We start from the raw sequence: 17,075 nt of genomic DNA on the forward strand, positions 1-17,075 counted from the left end.
ATGAGTCGGCTCTCAAGCCGCCCCCAAACCATCTGGAAGGAATACTCCATGTCTTCAGCATTTTACCAACAGATCCGCAATCAACTTGAAGAAGTGAAAGCGGAAGGCCTGTACAAATCTGAGCGCATCATTACCTCTGATCAGCAAGCGGCGGTGAAAATCGCCAGCGGCGAAGAAGTGCTGAACTTCTGCGCCAACAACTATCTCGGCCTAGCCAATCACCCGGCGCTGATTGAAGCGGCCAAAGAGGGTATGGACAGCCACGGTTTTGGTATGGCGTCGGTACGCTTTATCTGTGGTACGCAAGACATTCACAAACAGCTTGAGCAGAAGCTTTCGCAATTCCTGGGTAAAGAAGACACCATTCTTTACACCTCCTGCTTTGATGCCAACGCTGGCCTGTTTGAAACCCTGCTGGATAAAGAAGACGCCATCATCTCTGATGCGCTGAACCACGCGTCGATCATCGACGGCGTGCGTCTGTGTAAAGCCATGCGTTTTCGCTACAGCAACAACAACATGCAAGAGCTGGAAGAGCAGTTGATCGCGGCAAAAGCAGCGGGCGCGCGCAACATTCTGGTCGTGACCGATGGCGTGTTCTCAATGGACGGTGTGGTTGCCAACCTACCAGCCATTTGTGACCTAGCGGAAAAATATGGCGCATTGACCATGGTCGATGACTCGCACGCAGTCGGCTTTATGGGCCCAACAGGTGCAGGCACGCACGAATATCACAACGTGGTGGATCGCATCGACATCATCACAGGTACGCTTGGCAAAGCGATGGGCGGCGCATCGGGCGGTTACACAGCGGGTAAAAAAGAGGTGATCGATTGGTTGCGTCAGCGCTCTCGTCCGTACCTATTTTCTAACTCGGTAGCACCGGCGATCGTTGCTGCCTCCATTCGCGTGTTGGATCTACTGCAAGAGAGCGGCGATCTGCGCGCTCGCCTGTGGGAAAACGCGGCGCACTTTCGCACTCGCATGACTGAGGCTGGCTTCACAATGGCCGGTGCCGATCACGCCATCATCCCCATCATGCTAGGTGATGCCAAAGTGGCGGCGGAGTTTGCAGAGCGCGCACTAGCCAAAGGCATCTACGTGATCGGTTTTTCATTCCCAGTGGTACCCAAAGGCCAAGCGCGTATCCGCACCCAGATGTCGGCCGCACACTCTCGCGAGCAGCTTGATAAAGCCATTGATGCGTTTATCGAAGTCGGCAAAGAGATGGGTATTATCTAATTTTTTGCCTCGCATTGCGCGGGGCATATTTGGTGAACAATATGAAAATCAAAGCATTATCAAAGCTTAAGCCTGAAGAAGGCATCTGGATGACCGAAGTGGACAAGCCTGAACTTGGCCACAACGATCTGCTGATCCGCATTAAGAAAACCGCTATTTGTGGCACAGACGTGCACATTTACAACTGGGACGAATGGTCGCAAAAAACCATTCCAGTGCCTATGGTCGTCGGCCATGAATACGTGGGCGAAGTGGTCGGTATCGGCCAAGAAGTGCGTGGTTTTGCCATCGGTGACCGCGTTTCTGGCGAAGGCCACATCACGTGTGGTCACTGCCGTAACTGCCGTGGTGGCCGCACGCATTTGTGCCGCAACACCATCGGCGTTGGCGTTAACCGCACTGGCGCGTTTGCTGAATACTTGGTGATTCCAGCGTTCAACGCATTCAAAATCCCAGATGGCATTTCTGACGATCTCGCGTCCATCTTCGACCCATTCGGTAACGCAGTGCACACCGCGCTGTCGTTTGATCTCGTGGGTGAAGATGTGCTGATCACCGGCGCAGGCCCAATCGGCATTATGGCCGCCGCTGTGGCTAAGCACGTTGGTGCGCGCCATGTAGTGATTACCGATGTGAACGAATACCGCTTGGATCTTGCGCGTAAAATGGGCGTGACTCGCGCGGTTAACGTGGCAGAGCAAAAGCTGGATGATGTGATGGCCGAGCTGGGCATGACAGAAGGCTTCGATGTGGGCCTAGAGATGTCGGGCAACCCATCGGCGTTTAACTCAATGTTAAAAACCATGAACCACGGCGGCCGCATTGCTCTGTTGGGTATTCCACCCTCAGATATGGGTATCGACTGGAACCAAGTGATCTTCAAAGGCTTAGTGATCAAAGGGATCTACGGCCGTGAGATGTTCGAAACTTGGTATAAGATGGCGAGCCTGATCCAATCTGGCCTCGATTTAACGCCAATTATCACCCATCACTTCAAAGTGGACGACTTCCAAAAAGGCTTCGACGCTATGCGTAGCGGGGCTTCCGGCAAAGTCATCCTCGATTGGGAATAAAAAACAAAGCGCTCCGAAAGGAGCGCTTTTTGCATTGGCGACTACTGTAAGCATAAACAGTGAAATGGAAAATAAAGCCCCATTTAGCCCCACGAATGGTCCCATTTTGGTCCCATGACGCTTTTCACTAGCCCCAAACTCAGCCTGTTTTGGTCCCATGATATATCTTGAGAACGAGTACTAGAAATACGGCAAATCTCAACAGTTCAGTGAAATCTCTTTAGGACAACGATTAGCCAAATTTGGTAATGGGTTTACGAATAAAGTGGCAACTAAAAAATGGATAGTTAGGGAGATCTACATTTAGTTTACTAGTGCTAACTATTAATAGCCATTTCTGATATAACATTGCTCAATTAGATTAATAGAATTCTTATACTCATTTTAGATACGTCGGGAGTCTTTGGTATGGAAAGAGACATTCAGTTAGAAGTGGACCCCGCTGGTTGGACACATAAGCTCATTTGTTAAGTGGTTGACCCAGCTCATGCTGCGTATCTTTGCCTACCGAAGTAGGCCTCATCAGGAGTGAGGTTATTCAGTCCTTGATGGTTACGCTCTTCATTATAAAACACCATGTAGTTGCCGATTTCAAGCTCGGCTTCACGGGGCGTGGTATAAGCCTTTAAGTAAACCTCCTCATATTTCAGGCTTCGCCATAATCGCTCAATGAAAACATTGTCAACCCAGCGGCCTTTCCCGTCCATGCTTATACGTATGTCATGTTCAATTAACTTCTGTGTGAACTCTGTGCTGGTAAACTGGCTGCCTTGATCTGAGTTAAAGATATCAGGTGGCCCATAATGCTTCAGCGCTTCCTCAAGCGCTTCGATACAAAAACTCGTGTCCATGGTGTTGGATAGTCGCCAAGCCAGCACTTTGCGGCTATACCAGTCGATAATCGCAACGAGGTACAGGAACCCCTTCGCCATCGGGATGTACGTGATATCAATCGCCCAAGCTTGGTTTGGGTAAGTGACTTCGATATCACGCAACAGGTAGGGATACACCTTGTGTGCTTTGTTAGCCAGCGTCGTTTTGGGCTTGGGATAAATCGCCCCAATCCCCATATCGCGCATGAGTCGAACAACACGCTTACGATTAACGCTATGGCCCTTTTTAGCCAGCTCAGTTCGAATGCGCCGACTGCCCATAAACGGATACTGCAGATGAATTTCGTCAATCATACGTCGTAACGTGATCTCCTCAGCAGAGAGTCCGATGGGCTGATAGTAAGCGGTAGAGCGAGCAATATTGAGCAGCTCACATTGGCGCTTTATCGGCAATGGGGTGGATTTAACCAGCGAACTCTTTCGCTGGGCTCGGTCTAACGACCGAGCACTTTGGCCAAAAAATCATTTTCCATGGTCAATTGACCGATCTTGGCGTGAAGTTTGTCCACATCTTCGGAACTCTCTTTTCCTGAGTGATTTTCGGTGGCAAAAATCATGGCTGCGTTTTCAAGCAGCTCCTTTTTCCATGTTGAGATCTGGTTAGCGTGCAGGTTATATTTCTGAGCTAGCTCAGCGACGGTTTTATCGCCTTTAGCGGCATCGAGAGCCACCTTAGCTTTAAACTCAGGAGAGTGGTTTCTACGTTTTCTAGTCATAATCTGTCCCTGTATTGTTGGGTACTATCAAAACAGATCGACCACTTAAAGTCATGTCCGAAAATTGGGGGCCACTTCTCATCCAGTATCGGCTTAGCATGCTCTTGGCGCTCTGCTTTCCGTTTTTCGGCACTGGCACCTTTTAAGCGGGATTCTATCCCATAGAGTTTCTGGATTTTGGCCAGCGCTTTATCCGCTTTGCCTGACTTACCTTTGCCTTGAAGCTTTTTCGCGTCCATGAACTTGCGCCGAGCATGCGCAAAGCAACCGACATTGGTGACTCGATGAAGCCCATCATAAACACCATAGCCATCGGTTTGCAGATACCCATCATAGTCGCCCAAGAAGGCAACAGGGCACGACCTCGCGCGACTGTTTTGATAGTCATACAAGACGATATTTTTTACATTGGGCAGTGCGGCATCTGGCGAGTCCGCGCCCGAGCAGTAGAGCCACATGTAACACTGTTTATCTTCTTTGAGGACATTGAGCGGCGTTTCATCCGCCTGAATCACCATTTGCTCAAGTAGGTGCGCTTTCAAGGCCGCATAAAGTGGAGCGAACTTCTCACTGACTTGGATAATCCACCTTGCCATGGTGGTGCGCGAGAGTTCGATACCCGACTGGGTAAACAACGACTCTTGTCGATAAAGTGGCATCGCGTATTGGTATTTGCCGAGGATGATATTGGCCAACAAGCTTTCTGTAGCGAAGCTTTTAGGGATAATACTTTGCGGCGCTGGCTTTTGAACGATGCGGCTGTTGTCCTGAGTTTGCTCGCATTGGCGGCAAGCATATTTAGGACGAACATATTCCAACACTTTGAGTACCGCTGGCGTGAACTCAAGTTTCTCGCTACGGTCTTCACCGATTTTATGCAGGTGATGTTGGCAGCAAGTGCACTGCTTTTCATCGTCGTCTAAATCAAGTTCGATAACCTCACGAGGCAAGCTCTTTGGCAGGGGCTGACGTTTACCGCGTTTCTTCATTGTGGTGGTCGTTGTGACAACATCAACCTCTTCTTCCTTAGCAGCTTCACACTCCGCTTCGTTGAAGAGGTCACCTTGGGATTCATTGTAAGGCTTTAACGCCTCTGAGCGTTTAGCGAACTGACGGTCGAAGGCAAGCTTGAGCTGTTCAAGTAGGGATTGACGCTCTTGTTGCCACTCATTTTTCTCCGACATCAGCACTTTCACCATCGCTTGTAGCTCGGCAACATCTTGGCTTTCTGGGTTGATATTTAGCGTCTTTTTCATGGCGTTGATTATACTAAAATCATGACGTTAACGCTTGGTGGATAAGAGTTTATTATCGCTTAAGTCATTGTAAAATCGTTTATTTCAATGGGTTTATGGCCGATAATCGTGAAGCCAGAAAGCAGTCTATCAAGCTCGAATTGAGTTAGGGTAAACACCTCATTTTGCTCTTTGGAAGGCCACTTGTACTTGGCTTTTTCGAGGCGCTTGTACCAAAGAGCGAAGCCTGTTTTATCCCAGTACAACACTTTGACTTTATCGCGCTGTTTGTTGGTGAATAGGAACAGCGCACCACTGCCCAAGGGTAAGTCGGTGTCACTTTCGATAATCGCCGCGAGGCCGTTGATGGACTTTCTAAAATCGACGCTTTCGCGATAGAGATAGATTTCGGGAGCACTGAGCATACGTTTCATGACAGCGCACCGATAAGCTCTGCGAGATAGGTCGCTGGCGTGCCTTGTGGGATGCTCAGTTCAACATCATTGACGAGCAGGGTCATATTGGCAACGGCAACGTGAGTGGCTTGATACTTTGTGGTCTTTTCAACGACTTCTGTTTTAACAAAGCCAACCGTGTTCGGTTTTTCGCAGTGCTTTAACTGTTGGCGCTTAGCGTAAAAAGTGGAGAGACTCAGTCCGTTACGTTCACAGAATAATCGTTGTGATAACTGGCTGGATTCATAGTGTTCGAACAGGGTTCGCCATTCTTGGTTAGTGCGTCGTTTGGCCATTTCAAATCTCCTTTGGGTTGGAGGTTTGATCTTATTATTCGGGCTAGACGATTAGAATGCGGGGTTTATGATGCGCTTAGAACGCTAGGCAAAGCTGGCGAATAAATAATGGGTGGAAGTCCCATCTCAGTAAGGACTAACCATCCGCTGGGTCCTCGAGCTATGCGCTGAGTGTGGGTAACTGCATTAGTGAAGTGTTAGTAGAGGCATCTGTAGGCTAAGTATTGAGCCACGAAATTCAGTTTGGAAGTGGAGATGTTGTTAAGCGAAGCAGAATCCAATAGTGACAAGAGCGTAATTTGGTGAGTTCTTGGGCACACTTCCCGGGGTCGGAGACCTTATGCATACAGAGAAATTTATACGCCGGAACCTAGGAGATCCTATACAGTCCCGGTAAGTATCAACCGGGCATAATTATTGAACCCTCTCAGGCAAGATAAATATGGTATAGGAAGTCGGACAGGATAATAGTACTGATGAAACAGACGAACAAAACTCGTAAAACAGACGCGGAGTCTGCGGAGGGAAGTATCCTGACCAAGGGGAATGGTCAACAGTCTAACCACGGCCAGACACAGAGCTGGATCCCCGTGATGTCAAAGTTGGTGGCCATACGCAAACTCGCAGCTCAAAATAAGACACTGAAGTTTAACAACCTTCTTCATCTTATAACGGAAGAATTGCTCATGGAGTGCTTTTACACTCTCAAGCGTGATTCTGCCGCAGGGATCGATGGGGTAACATGGGATAAATATCAATTATTCTCAAAACAGCTCATCAAGCAGCTATGTGAAGATATTCAATCAGGACGATATAAGCCAAAACCTGCCAGAAGAATTTATATCCCTAAACAAGACGGTAGTCAGCGACCGCTGAATATCCTATGCATTAGGGACAAAATTGTTCAACAAGCAGTCAGTAAAGTTCTAGAATCGATCTATGAGAGCGACTTTATGGGCTTTTCATATGGTTTTCGACCAGAGCGGAATCAGCATCAAGCTCTTGATGCACTGTATGTTGCTCTCAACCGGAGAAAGATAAACTGGGTGCTTGATTTAGATATAACCAAGTTCTTTGATACTGTAGAACATGATTGGTTGATCCAGTTCTTAGAGCACAGAGTCGCAGATAAACCATTGCTCAAAATTATTACCAAATGGTTAAAAGTAGGGTACGTTGATGAACATAACCAGCGAGTTAAATCGCTCCTCGGGACTCCTCAAGGATCGGTGATCTCACCATTGTTGGCAAATGTTTATCTTCATTATACTTTTGATCTTTGGCTGAACCGAGAACGGCATCGAAGTGCAACTGGCGATGTCATCATGGTTAGGTACGCTGACGATGCTGTTATCGGTTTTCAGCATAAAAATGATGCAAATGCGTGTTTAGAGGGGTTGAAAAGACGCCTCTCTCAATTTGGCTTATCCGTTCATCCGGACAAAACCAAGTTGATACATTTTGGACGATTCGCTTTTGAAGACTTTAAAAGAGGGAAAGTTCAAAGACCAGGAACCTTTGATTTCCTTGGATTCACACATTACTGTGACCTGACTAAGAGCCAAAAGGCCATAATGATCAAGCGGAAGACAATCAAAAAGCGACTTATCAGTAAGATAAAATGGGTCAGACAGGAGCTAAAGAAAAGGCTTCACTTACCGCCGTGGAAGGTTGGAAAGTGGCTGAATCAGATTATTCGAGGGCACATCAACTATTATGGTGTCCCAATGAATGGTAGCTCCCTAAATCTGTTTATTACAGAGATCACTAATGCATGGCTAAAGCAACTGCGAAGGCGTAGCCAGCGTCATAAAATGACATGGTCACGTTTTAGGAAATTAGTTGATTACTGGATCCCCAAAGCAAGAATTGTCCACCCTTATCCTGAGCAGCGATTTGACGTTAGACCCAAGGTAGGAGCCGTATGCGTTAGTAGCGCACGTACGGATCTGTGCGGGGGGTAGCGGGTGACCGCTATTCCTACCGCGACCAATTTAAATAGTGTGTTCTGGCGATCAGTTTTTCATAAAAACCACGACACCATCTTGACCGCGATCGACAGTTTTGATCTATTACTGCTATTTGACGGTCTCAAAATATGTCTACCCATCCTGTTATTAAACGCTTAGATCACCTTGGTCTCATTGCCGCCTTTTGTCACGAAATTGGCCTGCCACGGATGATAGATGCCGTTATCCCAAAATATTCTGACCACAATGTTTCTCATGGTGACGCGGTATTGGCCATGCTCCTAAATGGACTTGGCTTTCATAGCAGAACATTGCACATGTTCTCGGACTTTTTTAAGACCAAGCCTGTGTCTAAGTTACTCGCCAAAGACATTGAAGCGCACCACCTTACTGATGATGTACTAGGCCGCACCTTAGATGCTCTATACAAAGCCGATGTCTCAGCGCTCTATCAGGTTATTGCTGAGCGTGTTGTTGATAAACTGGGCTTGACGACGAATTCTGTTCATCTTGATATCACTAGCTTCCACGTCGATGGTGAGTATGCACAAGATGAAAACACCAACGTGATTAAGCTTGTAAGAGGTTATAGTCGGGATCATAGGCCAGAGCTTAACCAAGTCGTGCTTGAACTCATCTGTGAAAACCAAGCAGGTATTCCTGTTTACATGCAAGCACTGAGTGGTAACACCAATGATGCCAAGGCATTCGCTGAAGTCACTAAAAGACACATACATTGCCTAAAAGCCGCGCAAAATAGTCGTTACTTTATCGCTGATGCTGCCTTGTACACCGAAGAAAGCATCTCCTCGCTAGATGAGCAAAATCAAAAGTTCATTACCCGTGTACCCATGACCATCAAGCTCGCAAAACAAGCACTGCTTGCGCTAGAGCCAGAGCAATTGAGCGCTATCGGTCATGGCTACTCAGGGTGTTGGATAAACTCGGATTACGGAAAGGTCAATCAACGTTGGTTGCTCGTTCACAGTGAACAAGCCACCAAGCGGGAAGAAATCACTTTCTTCAAGAACTTAGAGGCAAATATAGCAAAAGAAATCAAAGCGCTGGGAAAGCTAAGTAAAAAACCATTCGCTTGTGAAGTTGACGCAGAATTAGCGTTTAACGAGTTCAAGAAACAATGTGACTTACTAGGGTTTGAACAAGGCACTCTCATCAAACTGCCGACTTACTCTCATTCGGGCCGCCCAAAGACAGATGAAGCGCCGACAGGATACCAATACTTTATCGAAGCCGCCCCCTTCACCGACCTGGAAAAAGTAAAACTGGCTAAGCTCAAAGTAGGCATGTTTATCCTCGCGACAAATGACACCGACAATGAAGAACTCACCATGACGGCTCTTCTAGCACATTACAAATCGCAACAAAAAGTCGAGCGCGGCTTCCGCTTTCTAAAAAGCCCTGAGTTTTTAACCTCTTCCATCTTCTTGAAAAAGCCTGAGCGCATTGAAGCGTTGCTAATGATAATGACGTTGAGTTTGCTTGTTTACGCCAGTTTAGAACACAAAATCAGAGAGCAACTCGCACAAACCGAAGCGTTCTTCCCAAGTATGGTAAAGAACAAGACGACAGCAAAACCGACGGCACGTTGGGTCTTCTTGCAGTTCGAAGGCATTGATACGTTAGAGATCAACGGCCAACGGTTCATCACTGGACTTCAAGATCACCAAACACAACTACTCAAATTACTCGGTAGATTCTATGAGGCAGTTTATTCCTAAATTAGCTGCGGAATGTCGGGAGCGCCACGAGGTGCTCAACACTGCTCTGGGCAAGAGACGCAGCCAAGCGATTAAATGGCATAATAAGCCCAGAACGTTAACCTAAACAATGGGTTAAGTCCAGTAGGGTGCAAAGTCCCTACATAGGAAATTGCTAGTTCACCTAGAAGTCTGACTGGCATACATGATGGCAACAACATGATATGAAGCCCAGTGACAAAGACGAGAAATCGTTGAGACGCAATGTAGGCCGTAGCATTAAGCGAACTTGGTTAAGCATCGTCATGCAAGTGGAAATGGGGAGTCGCTCCGTCTATACGAACCCTGCCATATACAGTGAAGCAACTAGCGAAGGCAACTGTGTGGTTTCCCGGTGTAATACAAGATGGCATGCATTGAAGGATGTTGAGTAAACGTGGGAGAGCCTATTGCTGTGGGAGTCGCGCCCCAGCGCAGAGATATAAGAGGGGACCTCGAAATTCTCAGTGTATACACAATAGGCAGTCGGATGAGCCCATAGTACCGAAGATGATGAGGACAACATAACCTCATCTAGGGAAGGGGCCCAGACATAAATGACGTTTTTAAAGAAATTTCAGCAGGAGATTGCCGAATGGCTAGCACTTCAAATAAAGTTCGAGAATTTCAGCGAAAACTTTACCTGCGCTCAAAGCAGGAGCCAGACCAAGCATTTTATAGTCTGTATGACAAAATTTGTCGTTTCGACATCCTGTGGGATGCCTTCTATTTGTGTAAAGCAAACAAAGGGGCGGCGGGAGTCGATGGTGTCAGATTTGAGGACTTAAATAGCATTGAAACGTCTGGTAAGTTGATCAAAACATTAAGAGCGGAGCTGGTAGAAGGCAGGTACAGACCTCTGCCGGTCAAGAGAGTGCAAATACCAAAAGACAATGGTAAGACTCGAAATTTGGGCATACCAAGTATCAGAGATCGCATTGTACAAATGGCATGCACGCTTGTGCTAAGTCCAGTCTTCGAGCCTCACTTCCACTGTAATAGCTACGGTTACAGACCTAAGCGCAGTGCACAAGACGCAGTGATATGCATTAATGGCTATCTAAAACAAGGGTATCAGCAAGTCTATGATGCTGACCTATCAAAGTTTTTCGACACTATACCGCATTCACGATTACTGGATAAGGTAAGGTCTAAAGTGACGGATAGGGCAGTACTAAGACTGATTAAGCTATTCCTCAAAGCGCCGATAAGTGAGCCAACAGCAAAAGGAAAGAGCCGAATAGTGGGAAACCCTATCGGTACGCCTCAAGGCGGGGTGATTTCGCCACTATTGGCAAACATTTACCTAAATGACTTTTGTCGGAAGATTGCGACAAAGACACCATGCAAGATAATTTCTTATGCAGATGACTTTGTTATCCTGTCGAAAACGCCATTCAATTCAGCCCAACAGGACTGGATAAAGAATAAGCTGGAGCAGGAAGGACTAAAGCTCAATGAAGATAAAACTCACATCGTAGATATGACCCAAGTAGGAAATGAATTTGACTTCTTAGGGTTCACTTTCAAGTACATAGTGGGTTTCATCCAGCACACCAACTACGTAAAGATCTATCCATCGAAGAAGAGCCAAAAGAAGTATAAGGATAAGTTGCGAAGCATAGAACGTCTCTGACCCTAGATCAGCTCGTTGAGCGGGTTAATAGAGTAGTAAGAGGCTGGAAGAATTACTTTGGCAAAGTAGGTTATCCTCGACAGGTCTTCTTCAAGATGGATTGGTTTTTGGTGGCACGCTTTTATCGATGGTCAAGAAGCCGAAGTCAACGTCGGAGCCTGTATCTTGCGCAAGATGCATGGGATAAGTTACACAAGGCAGGTCTTGTGTATCTACAACCGACGAAGATGAAAACTGCGAAGGTGAGCAGGTGAACATTTATGTGAAAGCCGTGTGAGGGAAAACCTCATGCACGGAATTGAAGAGGGGTTGCTGGATAAGGGTTGTGCTGAAGCCAGTGACCTACTCTACGTCATATCCTTTTTGGACAATAACTTTAACTAGATAGTAAGGAAGGTGAAGAGGCGCTTTTTCCTTACCCTTCGAGTGCGTTACGTTTCCAGCCGCCAATAATTCTAACGCCTGCTGGTGGTTTTCTCGATACTCATTGCACTTTTCTTCTAAGGCTTGATCTGCATAAGAATCATTTGCTAAATGAAGGCTTTCGCCTTCATGGGTTCGATTAATGCCCGCAAAATTGCAACAAGCCTTTAATAATTCCTGAAGCACACCGATGCTTCCGAACGAATTTGCCAAAAATTTGGCAATAATGCTTTCGCTAATAGTAATATTCAGTTCTTCACACCCTTTTTGTACCACCTCCCTAAAATCACCTTCAACCCAAGGTTCAACAGGTATGTCATTTACTCTATCCGTTAAGTCAGGACAGAATGTTCTCAGCCTATCTTTCTTGCGCCAAACTCCAAGGACTACAAATATTATGCCCGTTTCTTGAAAAGTTCTTAGATCGAATGAAAGCTCCCTTTGCTTCTCTTCATCCAAATAGTGGAAATTTTCTAAGATGATCTTTTTGCTAAAGTTAATCTTATGTAGAAGCTCTGATATATCCTGCGCGACAGCTAAATTAAATGGAACTGTTTGATATGTTTTTGACTGTTTGCCGCCCGCGCTAATAGTACCTGATGCGCTTGCCTCACCTTCTCCAAACAGCCATATTTTTGCTTTAGCCTTTATGCCAACACTAGCGGAAGAGGTCGACGTTTCTTCACTTTGATTGGCAGTCTCAATTTCCACTCCTACTTGTCTTAAAATACTCGAATAAATATCGGATATATTTGTATTTGGAGTGAGTCTAACAACCAGGGCAAGATCATGAACATTTCTTGTACAACGCAAGGTTAAATTTGACCTGAAGCACGGTCTGTGATCTTATGCTCTTCTTTTGGGGAGCGACCATGAATATTAATACCATCAAAGCGCATTTCAGTATCATCCGTGACAAACGACAAAGTGCAAAAGTTGATTATCCTCTGTTTGATATTTTGTTTGGGTCTATCTGTGCCGTGATAGCCGGAGGTCAAGGCTGGACTGACATTCGTGAATATGTTCTTGGCCACCATGAGTGGTTTCTTAAACAGGGACTGTTTGAAAACGGTGTGCCTGTCGACGATACCTTTGCTCGTTTGATTGCAAATATTGATCCTGCCGAGTTTCGCGACTGCTTCCTGGGTTGGATGAATGCGGTACATACCATGACGTTTGGTGAGGTGGTTGCCATTGATGGCAAGACTTTGCGCGGCTCCTACGATAGAGACGACAGGAAAAGCACCATCCATATGGTGAGCGCCTATGCAAGTGCCAACCAACTGGTATTGGGCCAACTCAAAACTGACGATAAGAGCAATGAAATTACCGCGATTCCAGAGCTTATTAAGATGCTCGACTTGCGAGGAGCTATCGTGACGATTGATGCGATGGCCTGCCAGACCAAGATTGCCAAGGCGATCACTAGCAAGGGCGGTGATTACTTGTTGGCAGTAAAGGGGAATCAAGGCAAGTTGTCGGCAGCCATACAGACAGCCTTCGCCCCACACCGCCGTGCCCCGATTGACAAAACCACTTATCAAATCGAGAAACAAAAAGGCCGCGTTGAAGCACGTACTTGCCATGTACTCAAGGCTAGTGAGTTAGAGGGTGACTTCTCAACGTGGAGCGGACTCGCCAGTATTGTCATGGTTGAAAATTACCGAGTTGCCAAAGGTAAAGCGCCAAAGCTGGAGTACCGCTACTACATAAGTTCAGCAGACCTGACCGCGGAGCAGGCAGGAAATGCCATTCGAGCCCACTGGGGCATAGAGTCAATGCACTGGATTTTAGATGTGAGCATGCGAGAAGATGCTTGTCAGATTTACCGACAAAACGCGGCTGAAAATTTGGCAGGTTTAAGACACATGGCGCTTAACATGCTAAGAGCTGAGCCAAGCAAAATTAGTGTGCCAATGAAGCAGAAACGTTGCATGATGAACCCCGGCTTCTTGGAGCAAGTCTTAGTCGCTGGATTTAAGTCAATGACTAAATTCTAACCACTCATGCGGACGCCCTGGTCTAACAACGATATTTTCTTCATAGGGAAGATGTCTCGACACCAAGGCTGTTTTACCCTGTTTCGATGCTCCATATACGACAATGTGATTTCCAGTACTTAGTGAATCACTAAACTTAGTGTCAATTTGATCCCTCTCTATATAGGAAAGTACTTGATTTGGGTTTACCCCAAATACTTCATTTAATTCTGGCATACTCTCGATATTTCCTTATGCATAACTACCACTAACCAACACACTAACGTTCTAACCCTTTCCCCAAGCAACTGATACTGTACAACGACTTCTATCGCACAGTGAGCAACTTGTATCACAAAAACTAATGATATAAGCGTCAGGTTGTTTCTTTTACTCACATTATTGAGCATTGCGATGGGAAACAAAGGCGGAAGGGGAAGTTTTGGAGCAGAATAAAGGCCGCTGAAAAGGCGGCCTGAATGCGTTTATCGGTGCTTGTTAACTTGCTTGCATAGCCTTTCACTGACAACGCGTGAGAGTTCGGCGAGTTGTTCTAGATCGCTAAAGCCGACATCGGGCTCTTTGAAATAGTTGATGTACTGGTAACGGTTCATGATCATTTCATCGGTGCTGCGTGCCTATGATTCAACGTATTGTAAGCCCCAAATGCTACGCATCCCGAGTCAACTTGCACCGTTTGCTCGGCATATTACCGATTGCTGCAAGAGAAGAAGCGATCCTCAAACTGATGATTCGCTTCTCGCGTTTTAATCTCATCTATTGTGCGCAGCGCTGGGTTGTCACAAACGGCCGATTTGACGAAGCTTTCACATTTTAAGCTTGAGCTACCGCCCACAGGCAAACAGTGCTCGTCGTAATACCAGTTGGTGACGATGCCAGTTGCATCCATCACGGAAGCTGAGGCGAGCTTGGTATCCACGCCAGTGTGCCTGTCGAAACCGTAGTAGGGCGTTGAGCTGTTGAACGATGCCTCAATGCATTGATAGACGTCGGTCACATCCTGATCGAGTTCAGACACACCACAATCGTGATACGAATCCCCGCTTGCCAATGAGTCCAATACGCTTGCTTGAAACGCTTCAAAGGTGATTTTTTTCTCTTCACCAGTGTTTTGATTGGCCTCTCTCTCCCCATTTGAATTCGCGACACTGCTGTCATTGCAACCCGCTAACACGGCAAAAAGCAGTAGCATCCAAGATACGATGGCCGAGCAGTATATTGCCATTCATAACATAAAAAATGTAAAGCAGGTGGAGCCAGCCATCACGACGAAAGATTACTACTTGGTGTTTAGCCACCAGTTTATGGAAGCCAATGCAGGGCTTGCTGAAAAGATATGGCGAGAGATTGAACAAGTCAGAGATGACGTCTATGCAAAGCAGAAAGATAAATATCTCAAATGAGTCAATTGGCCCTAAGGTATTCGTTCAATGTTTGCCAGCGCCGCAGGGCTTAAATTTAACTTATTGATTATGTTGAGATTTAAAAATAAAGTAAGAAATAGATATCTATTGTACGTACTTAGTGTATAGTGGCGTCAGCTCAAGTAGCGAGCTATTAAAAAGAATACATAGTTCAAGATCTTCTCAGTTTTATTGATTTCATTTGTCATATTCATCCTGCGATACCTTTTTCTTCATTCCTCCCTTAGTAGCTTCATTTTTTAATTTAATTAATTTATCGAGATTCATATGTCAAATAATACAACTGGCCTAGTTAAATGGTTTAACGAAACTAAAGGTTTTGGCTTTATCACTCCAGATAACGGCGGTGCTGATCTGTTTGTTCACTTCCGTTCTATCACAAGCAATGGTTTCAAAACTCTAGCTGAAGGTCAAAAAGTATCTTTCAGTATCGAACAAGGCAACAAAGGCCCACAAGCGGCTAACGTTACTGTTCTATAAGCGTTTTTGTGAGATCTCGCCTGTTGCCTAGTGATGGCGGGATCTCCAATTTTCTCAATTCAAGTAAGGAGTTAAATGACTCGAAGATCTAACCGTAAAACATATTGGTATTACGTTTTACGTGAGCAAAAAATACCAACCGGACGAAAAGTTATTGTTCAAAATTAAGTATTACCTACACCACAATAAGACTTCTTGGTCATCGACCATCAATCAACTCAATAGTGATGTGTTAAAGCGTCATATTTTGCCCAAAGTCACTACCGACTCTTTTGATTTAGATTTTTCATTTTGCGAGCTAACCAATCAGGGTGAGATAAGAGATCCACAGGGCTTAGTCTTGGGAAGTTTTTATATCTCTGATTAGCACAATGGCTGATGGTTGAAAAAGAGATCGAAGAACGGATATCGCAGCGCTAAAGCGAAAACTTTGGGAACTATAATTAGGGGAACTAATATGAAAAAACCAGTGAAGAAAACAGCAAAGAAAATGCGTAAAGCGGATTTTGAAGTTCGATTCGCGACGATGGTTGGAGAATATAACAGTGCGAAAGAAGTGCTCGATGCTCTCCCAGAAGGCTCACCTGATTATGCAAAGCAGAAAAAAAAGTGTGATAGCCTGTTTGCCGCCGCAGAACGCTTTATCAATACAAATCAATAGCCTAGATTTTTCTTTCAGCAATTTCTACCCAATGATTCACCCATAAAGCAAATCGCGCTGCGTTCAAAGTTTTCCGGGTGTTATCCTCGCGATTGCGCGAAATTCACGCGTCATATGGGCTTGATCACTAAAACCAAACTGTTGTGAAACTTCCACGAGGCTGGCCTCCTTATGTTGGCGTAGATAGTCGATAGCCTTTTTCACTCTTAAAATGCGCTGATACTGCTTGGGTGTCATTTCCATCCAGTGTTTAAACAGGCGTTCGATTTGCCGTTGGCTTAAAGCCATTTGTTCGCCTAAGTCTCCGGGGGAGACATCAAGCTGAATGCACTCGAGGGCCTGCCCCAGTGAGTTTGGGATGAGATCCGTGCGTTGAACATTGTCGCTAAGCCACGTGTAAAGTGTGTCAATCCGGCTTGCGTTGTCGCTGTGTGATTGCAGTTTGTCGTACAAGTCATACAGGCGATAGCGCTGATCCTCTTGCCTTTCGAGTAAGGTTAAATGGCAAAAATGCTGGCCTAACATGCCATAGCCGATGGCTGGATGAAAGCGGATGCCGGCTAGTGTCGCGCCGGGAAAGAGCGTGATCTGCTGAGATTCTTTTTCTACGGGTGAAAGCAGCACGCCGTGAGTGAGCCGCTTTTCTCCCAGTTTTACTTCGCCGCCGAGGTGGAACACAATGCCGCTGCCTGCATCGGTGTACAGGGGCTTTATGACAGGTTCGCTGTGCCGTTCGCAGACAGAAGCCGACCAAATGCCTTGCACCAACGCAGACAACTGCCCCGAGGGCTGGGACAGTTGAAAGTTGAACGCG

General features: G+C 46.1%; 18 protein-coding genes and 1 pseudogene. 10 read left to right on the top strand and 9 right to left on the bottom strand.

Annotation, left to right across the window (positions count from 1 at the left end):
* Nucleotides 1-48: 48 nt before the first annotated feature.
* Nucleotides 49-1,242 (top strand): glycine C-acetyltransferase, encoded by a 1,194-nt coding sequence (locus EA26_RS09155; RefSeq protein ID WP_039426993.1) that lies wholly within the window; start codon nt 49-51, stop codon nt 1,240-1,242.
* Nucleotides 1,243-1,283: 41 nt separating this feature from the next.
* Nucleotides 1,284-2,315, top strand: a complete 1,032-nt coding sequence (tdh, locus tag EA26_RS09160; protein WP_039426995.1) for an L-threonine 3-dehydrogenase — start codon at nt 1,284-1,286, stop codon at nt 2,313-2,315.
* A gap of 485 nt (nt 2,316-2,800) precedes the next feature.
* Here tdh and EA26_RS09165 read toward each other — a convergent pair.
* The 4 genes and pseudogenes from EA26_RS09165 to tnpA all read right to left on the bottom strand — a co-directional run bounded on the left by EA26_RS09165 (nt 2,801) and on the right by tnpA (nt 5,910).
* Nucleotides 2,801-3,924 (bottom strand): IS3-like element ISVpa4 family transposase gene (locus tag EA26_RS09165; protein WP_100269006.1). Its coding sequence is split into 2 segments (ribosomal slippage): nt 2,801-3,672 and nt 3,672-3,924, totalling 1,125 coding nucleotides; the frame shifts between segments, so codons are not numbered across the junction.
* A gap of 77 nt (nt 3,925-4,001) precedes the next feature.
* Nucleotides 4,002-5,180: pseudogene (tnpC, locus tag EA26_RS09175) on the bottom strand (IS66 family transposase); the annotation flags it as partial.
* A gap of 59 nt (nt 5,181-5,239) precedes the next feature.
* Nucleotides 5,240-5,593, bottom strand: coding sequence for an IS66 family insertion sequence element accessory protein TnpB (gene tnpB / locus EA26_RS09180; protein WP_039423669.1), 354 nt, complete (start codon nt 5,591-5,593; stop codon nt 5,240-5,242).
* Nucleotides 5,590-5,910, bottom strand: a complete 321-nt coding sequence (gene tnpA / locus EA26_RS09185) for an IS66 family insertion sequence element accessory protein TnpA (RefSeq protein ID WP_039423672.1) — start codon at nt 5,908-5,910, stop codon at nt 5,590-5,592. Before tnpA ends, tnpB begins: the two co-directional genes overlap by 4 nt.
* 476 nt (nt 5,911-6,386) lie before the next feature.
* On the opposite strand from tnpA, the gene ltrA (EA26_RS09190) reads away from it, so the two are divergent.
* From ltrA (EA26_RS09190) to EA26_RS22580, 4 genes are all read left to right on the top strand, one after another.
* A complete protein-coding gene (ltrA, locus tag EA26_RS09190) occupies nt 6,387-7,874 on the top strand; it encodes a group II intron reverse transcriptase/maturase (protein ID WP_052079615.1) in 1,488 nt (495 codons plus the stop codon).
* A 134-nt stretch (nt 7,875-8,008) separates the two neighbouring features.
* Nucleotides 8,009-9,619 (top strand): IS1634 family transposase, encoded by a 1,611-nt coding sequence (locus EA26_RS09195; RefSeq protein WP_039427000.1) that lies wholly within the window; start codon nt 8,009-8,011, stop codon nt 9,617-9,619.
* A 613-nt stretch (nt 9,620-10,232) separates the two neighbouring features.
* Nucleotides 10,233-11,273: a group II intron reverse transcriptase/maturase gene (gene ltrA / locus EA26_RS09200; protein ID WP_052079683.1), complete on the top strand. Its 1,041-nt coding sequence runs from the start codon at nt 10,233-10,235 to the stop codon at nt 11,271-11,273.
* On the top strand, nt 11,270-11,527 hold the full coding sequence (locus EA26_RS22580; protein ID WP_081947058.1) for a group II intron maturase-specific domain-containing protein: 258 nt from the start codon (nt 11,270-11,272) through the stop codon (nt 11,525-11,527). The genes ltrA (EA26_RS09200) and EA26_RS22580 overlap by 4 nt, the downstream gene beginning before the upstream one ends.
* Before the next feature lie 88 nt (nt 11,528-11,615).
* On the opposite strand, the gene EA26_RS09205 is transcribed toward EA26_RS22580, so the two are convergent.
* On the bottom strand, nt 11,616-12,407 hold the full coding sequence (locus EA26_RS09205) for a hypothetical protein (RefSeq protein WP_039427003.1): 792 nt from the start codon (nt 12,405-12,407) through the stop codon (nt 11,616-11,618).
* 161 nt (nt 12,408-12,568) lie between these two features.
* On the opposite strand from EA26_RS09205, the gene EA26_RS09210 reads away from it, so the two are divergent.
* Nucleotides 12,569-13,696: an ISAs1 family transposase gene (locus EA26_RS09210; RefSeq protein WP_039426512.1), complete on the top strand. Its 1,128-nt coding sequence runs from the start codon at nt 12,569-12,571 to the stop codon at nt 13,694-13,696.
* On the opposite strand, the gene EA26_RS21355 is transcribed toward EA26_RS09210, so the two are convergent.
* The 3 genes from EA26_RS21355 to EA26_RS09215 form a co-directional block, all read right to left on the bottom strand.
* Nucleotides 13,679-13,912 (bottom strand): hypothetical protein, encoded by a 234-nt coding sequence (locus EA26_RS21355; protein ID WP_152593672.1) that lies wholly within the window; start codon nt 13,910-13,912, stop codon nt 13,679-13,681. The two genes, EA26_RS09210 and EA26_RS21355, sit on opposite strands and share 18 nt — an antisense overlap.
* A gap of 248 nt (nt 13,913-14,160) precedes the next feature.
* A complete protein-coding gene (locus EA26_RS22455) occupies nt 14,161-14,289 on the bottom strand; it encodes a hypothetical protein (RefSeq protein WP_264299421.1) in 129 nt (42 codons plus the stop codon).
* A gap of 95 nt (nt 14,290-14,384) precedes the next feature.
* Nucleotides 14,385-14,888, bottom strand: a complete 504-nt coding sequence (locus tag EA26_RS09215) for a hypothetical protein (protein WP_052079685.1) — start codon at nt 14,886-14,888, stop codon at nt 14,385-14,387.
* A gap of 10 nt (nt 14,889-14,898) precedes the next feature.
* Here EA26_RS09215 and EA26_RS21875 point away from each other — a divergent pair, with 10 nt between their 5' ends.
* The 3 genes from EA26_RS21875 (at nt 14,899) to EA26_RS09230 (ending at nt 16,261) form a co-directional block, all read left to right on the top strand.
* Nucleotides 14,899-15,099: a hypothetical protein gene (locus EA26_RS21875; RefSeq protein WP_052079687.1), complete on the top strand. Its 201-nt coding sequence runs from the start codon at nt 14,899-14,901 to the stop codon at nt 15,097-15,099.
* Nucleotides 15,100-15,387: 288 nt separating this feature from the next.
* Entirely contained in the window at nt 15,388-15,600 is a 213-nt protein-coding gene (gene cspE, locus EA26_RS09225; RefSeq protein ID WP_039427009.1) for a transcription antiterminator/RNA stability regulator CspE, read from the top strand.
* Nucleotides 15,601-16,057: 457 nt separating this feature from the next.
* Entirely contained in the window at nt 16,058-16,261 is a 204-nt protein-coding gene (locus EA26_RS09230) for a hypothetical protein (RefSeq protein WP_039427011.1), read from the top strand.
* 63 nt (nt 16,262-16,324) lie between these two features.
* On the opposite strand, the gene EA26_RS09235 is transcribed toward EA26_RS09230, so the two are convergent.
* A complete protein-coding gene (locus tag EA26_RS09235; protein WP_235425329.1) occupies nt 16,325-17,026 on the bottom strand; it encodes an AraC family transcriptional regulator in 702 nt (233 codons plus the stop codon).
* Nucleotides 17,027-17,075: the final 49 nt, after the last annotated feature.

It is taken from the genome of Vibrio navarrensis (assembly GCF_000764325.1).
Classification (GTDB): domain Bacteria; phylum Pseudomonadota; class Gammaproteobacteria; order Enterobacterales; family Vibrionaceae; genus Vibrio; species Vibrio navarrensis.